Genomic DNA, 5,157 nt, shown 5'->3' on the forward strand with positions numbered 1-5,157 from the left:
GAAACCATCAGCCAAATGAGCGATGATCCTCTGATCAGCCTGCCAGCCGTGGCACGCTGATCAGCCCGGCCCCATGCCGGAGAGCACGGCGACCAATGCCGCCAGCTACACCACGCTACGGGACACGATCCAGAAATGCGCCGAAATGGGGAGGTTCTTCGAGGTGTCCAGTTGAATGACACGTGAATTCGCTTCTCGCGGAGGGGAATTCTGTTCGCCAGATGGTGGGCAACCGACACTACTGCCGGGTTTGTCGAGTAAGCGACACGGGTTGTTCAGCTTGGCTCCTGCTCCCGCCATCCTTCAAGCCATTGAATACTATCGAGAACACCTTTTTTAAGGGCATTTCCTGCACAGATGGCACGACTTTTGATGCTTAATTCTGGAAAAGCGGCAGTAGCTGCCGACGGAGTCTCATGTCGTGGTTGATAACCACGATCGATTGAACGAAGAGAGGAAAGCAGCATGTCAGGTCTGCGTCGTGTGCGTATATTATCGGAAAAAAGGCGTCACCTGCGGGGTCCATACACCGATACAAGATAACTCTTTTCTTCATGAAGGTCTTGCCAGGCGCCGGGCGAATACATACTGCCATATCGCGCGACAGCATGAGGTCTTTGCGATATTCTCGGGAACGTCGGCACACTTGCAATAAGTGCAATAAGCAGATTCGAGCGATTTTGAGGACGCGCGAATGATATGGCGCCCGACCGCTGGAGAATGAGAATGTACAATGATGATTTGTTTGAAGGGGCCACGCCCTACTATCGCCGTTTCCGGCCCGATTATCCGGCCGAGCTTTTAGCTGCTCTGAACGGACGATTGCAGTCATTGGAGAATCGGCGCGTTCTGGACCTCGGATGCGGTACAGGGCTTCTCGGAAGGCCGATTGCTGCCTTCGCCACGGAGGTTGTGTGCGTCGACCCGGACCCTGAAATGCTAAAGGAGGCGGAGAGTTCCGCGTCCAAAGACGGGGTGCAGAACATTCAGTTCGTTCGCGGCCGTTTGGCGGATTTGCGTGCCGACTACGGTGTCTTTGATGCCGTGACGATGGGGCAGAGCTTTCACTACATGGATCGCGAAGGCACTCTATCCTCCTTGAACGACCAAGTTTCGCAGCACGGTTTTATAGCCATTGTTGACAAGGAGAGGACGGCTTCCGAGCCAGGGGACTGGTTTCAACCTCTCTGGGATTTCGTCGACGCATGGAACGGCGGTAAGATGGCGGCTGGGAAACAGGGCACACGACAGCCACTTCCCTATCCTCACATTGAGACCCTACGCGCTTCGGCGTTTTCGCGGGTTGAAACTCTCAAATTCGATTACGAGTGGGTGTGGAATATAGAGGCGCTTACCGGCTACGTGCTTTCGACGTCTCGAGCTTGTCCCGGTGTACTCGGCGATCGAAAAGATCAGTTCATTTCAGGGTTAGACAGATTTCTTCGCGAATTTAGCGATGCCGGGATATTCCACGAGAGGGGCTATGTTGTTGCTGATATTGCTGTTCGTCCTTAACTCAACTCGAGACGATATACAAAACCCTATCCTCGGCATTGCTCTCGTTGATCGGAGCTGATGGATGGACTTGCTTACCTACAATATACAGCATGGACGCGGGCAAGATCACGTTCATGACCTCAGTCGAATAGTCGACTTGATCCGACCATTCGATTTGATCGCCCTACAGGAGGTTGAGCGGCATTGGGAGCGATCGGGCCACGCTGACCAAGTTGCGGAGATACTCTCTGCTATGCCGACCCATTACCATATTTGGGGGCCGACGATCGATGAGTGTAAGGCGGTTCATCAGTCATCCGCCTTGCCGCCTTCATGCGGCCGCCGACAGTTCGGCAACTTACTTTTGTCACGGTACCCCATCCTTTGGGCGCGTCAACACTCGCTGCTGGGTCACCAATCCGCTCTTCACTTGAATCTCCATCGGGGTCTCATTGAAGCGGTGGTCGAACTCCCCAACGGACCTATCCGCATTTACGTCGTACATCTAACATATCCCCTTCCTATTGTCGCAGAGTCTCACATTACCCAGCTGCTCAACATTGTCAGACATTCCAGAGTGGAGGGCCCGCCGGTCAGCGGGAAACACGGTGACGAAAGTTGGTTTAACGAAGCGCATCCGCTCGTGCCCGACGAGGCGATCTTACTCGGCGACTTTAATTTTAGGCCGGGCGACCCGCCGTATGAGTTACTCGTCGGATGCCATCACCCCCGTCTGGGGCGAGTTATTGACAAAGACACCGGCTTGATTGATGCCTGGGTCACCGCCGGAAACGCAGAAGATGGCGCAGACAAGGGCGGTAACGATGCGACTTTTCATCCGAATGGGGTGGGAAATCTCGGCTATCGAGTAGACTATTGTTTTCTAAGTAACACTATTTCGCACCTTGTGGAATCGTGTGAGGTCATCTCCGACTGTATGTACTCGGACCATTTTCCCCTATATGTAAGATTGAAAAATATATAGATGATCAGCCCCTAACAATACAACGGAGTAAAAACGGTGACGCAGAAAATGGCTGCGACGTGGGGCGATTTCTCAAGATCGGCACCGCATTATGTTCATGAACCTGGGTATCCTGCGTCTGCAATCGACGCATTGCGAGGTTTATTGCCTTCAGCCCGATCCCTTTGCATCGCTGATATCGGCGCTGGAACCGGCAACTTGACCCGGCTTCTTTCCCAACATGCCGCCCAAGTTTGGGCAGTCGAACCGAATAGAGCAATGATGCAAGAGGGGCAACTTCGTCTCAGTGAACTCCGGAATGTTACCTGGGTTAGTGGGCATGCCGAAGCGACGAACCTCTCGAGTTGCTCAATCGATTGGATTTGTATGGGCAACGCTTTTCATTGGGCGGACTCGTTGCGTGCTCTCCATGAATTCGATAGGCTTTTGAAGTCGGGAGGACGGCTAAGCGTCATTTGGAATCTGCGAGCAGTCGACGAAGATCCGGTTCTCCAGGAGATTGAAGCGCTTGTAAGGCGCTTGGCTCCTGGCATTGGAAGAGTTTATCTCAACTATGAAGAACTGTTGGCAGGGCCGGCCCGCCGCGTTTGGGAGTCAACGCAATTTGACGACTGTGTCTACATAAACGCCAAAATAGTCGAAACATTCACAAAAGACCGATACATTGGAATGTGGCGAGGGGCTCACAATATACCGGCGCAAGTTGATAAGAAGACATGGGACTCAATTATTACCGAAATTGGCGGCTTGTTGAACGGTCGGGATACCGTTGACCTTCACATGAGGGCTCACTGTTGGTCCGTAAAATCACGGTGACGTATCGGAGCGTGCGAACTCAAGCCGCCCTTCAAATATTCTTGCTGTTTCGCGGCGGAGACATTTGAGCGCTGGCCAACCCCGCAACAACCACTGAACAGGAAGCGTGCGAAGCGTAGTTGGACATTCGGTTCATCGCACAAAATGGACTGTTACAGGGAGAGTGTTGATGGCTTTTCAAAAGCGCGGCTAAACGACGACAAGAGCTTGGTGCTTGCGGACGGAACAAAAAGGCGGCCTTTGCAGGCCGCCGAGTGTCGAGGATGTGTGCTTTAGAACGAGGACGGGGCTTTTTCGATATCGCTGTGATCGGTCGGTGTTCGTTGCTGCTCCTGGGATAAGTTCCTGGAGTTGGACTCCGTAGTGCGACCAGATGCTATCGGCGAGATCGCTGAGGAGCTCGAAGACAGCGAGCGCCTGTTCGGGTGTCCATTCGGGATTGATGAGGAAGTGGATACCACGACTGAGGCCGGACGGTTGAGGATCTGGTTTCATGCCGAGGGCACCTTTTCGCCGGAGGAGCGGCTGGTGCGTTTTTCGCGCTGTGCCTTTGATCGCTCGGCCGCTTCCTTGAAGCGATAGGAATCGCCTTCGATGGAGATCACCTCGGATCGGTGCATGAGGCGGTCGACGAGGCTGATCGGGAGTGTCAGAATTTCCGTGTGCGGGCGGGCGGTTGAACATTACGCCGCCATGGCCCGGATGAAGCGCTCGCCGAAGATGACGGCGAACTGGGCCCCGGCCATGGTCCACTCCCGTGGCGGCATTTTCCACTCTTTCTCTGATCGGTTCAAGATCAGATAGAGCAGCTGGACACCTCGAAGAACCTCCCCAACTCGATCGTTTTCTGATTCACTGCGCTGGTGATTTGCATGGAGGCTATAGATGCGGGGACAGGCGGGGTTCTGGGATATTGAGGAGCGCTATGTCCGGCTGAGCGAGGCGGGCGATCCGCTGGAAAAGCTGAACGCGGTGGTGCCGTGGGAGGTCTTCCGCAAACCACTGGCCAAGGCGCTGAAGCGCTCCGATGGCGCGAAGGGCGGTCGCCCTCCCTACGACCCGGTGATGATGTTCAGGATCATGGTGCTGCAGGCGCTTTACAGCCTGTCCGACGACCAGGCCGAATTCCAGATCCAGGACCGACTTTCCTTCATGCGGTTCCTCGGGCTGGGGCTCGGCGACCGGGTCCCGGATGCAAAGACGATCTGGCTGTTCCGCGAGCATCTCACCAAGGGCGATCTGGCCCCCCATTGCAAGATAGCCGGCCTTGGCGCACTCGTGACGTTCCAGCCGCGGATGAAGCCGTGCCGGCATCGATGGCGGCATGGTTTTTGTAACCGAAGGCTGGAATGGCGATATCGCGCTGCTGCGCCTTTCCGTCCTCGGCCACTTTGGCTTTCGAGAACTTGACCGTCCAGCGCGCGTCCCGATCCTTCTGCCGCAGTTTCGCGGGCTCGTCCTTCCAGGCATCCGGAACCTTGCCCGCCTTTATGTCGGCCTTCTCGGCATCGGTATTTCGCTGTTTGGGCGCCGCCACGATCGTGGCGTCGACGGCCGCGCGGTGGAGAACCTGTTCGCCCCGTTTCGACAAGCATCTCGTCAGCCTATGACGGGGCACAGCTTCGCAATGTGCTCAACCGCGGGAACACCGGCTCGACCGTGTGGGCCGACACCGCCTATCGCTCGAAGAAGAACGAGGAGTGGCTCGATCGGAACGGCTATGTCTCCGACATCCACCAGAAGAAGCCGAAAGCTCGGCCGATGAGCGAGACGACGTCTCGAGCCAACGGCCGGCGCTCAAAAATCCGCGCCTTCGTCGAGCACGTCTTCGCACGGCAGAAGGCACAAATGAAGCTCTT

At 55.5% G+C, this 5,157-nt stretch carries 6 protein-coding genes and 3 pseudogenes; 5 read left to right on the forward strand and 4 right to left on the reverse strand.

The genetic code is table 11. The annotated features are described in order from the left end of the window. Nucleotides 1-275: 275 nt before the first annotated feature. Entirely contained in the window at nt 276-467 is a 192-nt protein-coding gene (locus NKJ06_RS34275; RefSeq protein WP_352812343.1) for a hypothetical protein, read from the reverse strand. Nucleotides 468-726: 259 nt separating this feature from the next. Between NKJ06_RS34275 and NKJ06_RS34280 the strand changes: the two genes are divergently transcribed. From NKJ06_RS34280 to NKJ06_RS34290, 3 genes are all read left to right on the forward strand, one after another. Then, the gene (locus NKJ06_RS34280) at nt 727-1,515 is read left to right on the forward strand and encodes a class I SAM-dependent methyltransferase (RefSeq protein ID WP_352812345.1); all 789 of its coding nucleotides are present in this window, start codon (nt 727-729) and stop codon (nt 1,513-1,515) included. Between the two features lie 64 nt (nt 1,516-1,579). Continuing rightward, the gene (locus NKJ06_RS34285; RefSeq protein ID WP_352812346.1) at nt 1,580-2,482 is read left to right on the forward strand and encodes an endonuclease/exonuclease/phosphatase family protein; all 903 of its coding nucleotides are present in this window, start codon (nt 1,580-1,582) and stop codon (nt 2,480-2,482) included. 48 nt (nt 2,483-2,530) lie between these two features. Beyond that, on the forward strand, nt 2,531-3,298 hold the full coding sequence (locus tag NKJ06_RS34290; protein WP_352812351.1) for a class I SAM-dependent methyltransferase: 768 nt from the start codon (nt 2,531-2,533) through the stop codon (nt 3,296-3,298). Nucleotides 3,299-3,789: 491 nt separating this feature from the next. On the opposite strand, the gene NKJ06_RS34295 is transcribed toward NKJ06_RS34290, so the two are convergent. Both NKJ06_RS34295 and NKJ06_RS34300 read right to left on the reverse strand, forming a co-directional pair. Continuing rightward, nucleotides 3,790-3,918, reverse strand: a complete 129-nt coding sequence (locus tag NKJ06_RS34295) for a hypothetical protein (RefSeq protein ID WP_352812347.1) — start codon at nt 3,916-3,918, stop codon at nt 3,790-3,792. A gap of 63 nt (nt 3,919-3,981) precedes the next feature. Continuing rightward, nucleotides 3,982-4,110: pseudogene (locus NKJ06_RS34300) on the reverse strand (IS256 family transposase); the annotation flags it as partial. A gap of 73 nt (nt 4,111-4,183) precedes the next feature. Here NKJ06_RS34300 and NKJ06_RS34305 point away from each other — a divergent pair. Beyond that, nucleotides 4,184-4,459, forward strand: a pseudogene (locus tag NKJ06_RS34305) (transposase); the annotation flags it as partial. A gap of 104 nt (nt 4,460-4,563) precedes the next feature. Here NKJ06_RS34305 and NKJ06_RS34310 read toward each other — a convergent pair. Beyond that, nucleotides 4,564-4,853 (reverse strand): annotated as a pseudogene (locus NKJ06_RS34310) (IS5/IS1182 family transposase); the annotation flags it as partial. Nucleotides 4,854-4,927: 74 nt separating this feature from the next. Between NKJ06_RS34310 and NKJ06_RS34315 the strand changes: the two are divergent. Continuing rightward, on the forward strand, nt 4,928-5,157 hold a 230-nt coding region (locus NKJ06_RS34315), incomplete at its 3' end, for a transposase (protein ID WP_352812349.1).

Source organism: Mesorhizobium sp. M0293, assembly GCF_040321735.1.
GTDB lineage: Bacteria > Pseudomonadota > Alphaproteobacteria > Rhizobiales > Rhizobiaceae > Mesorhizobium.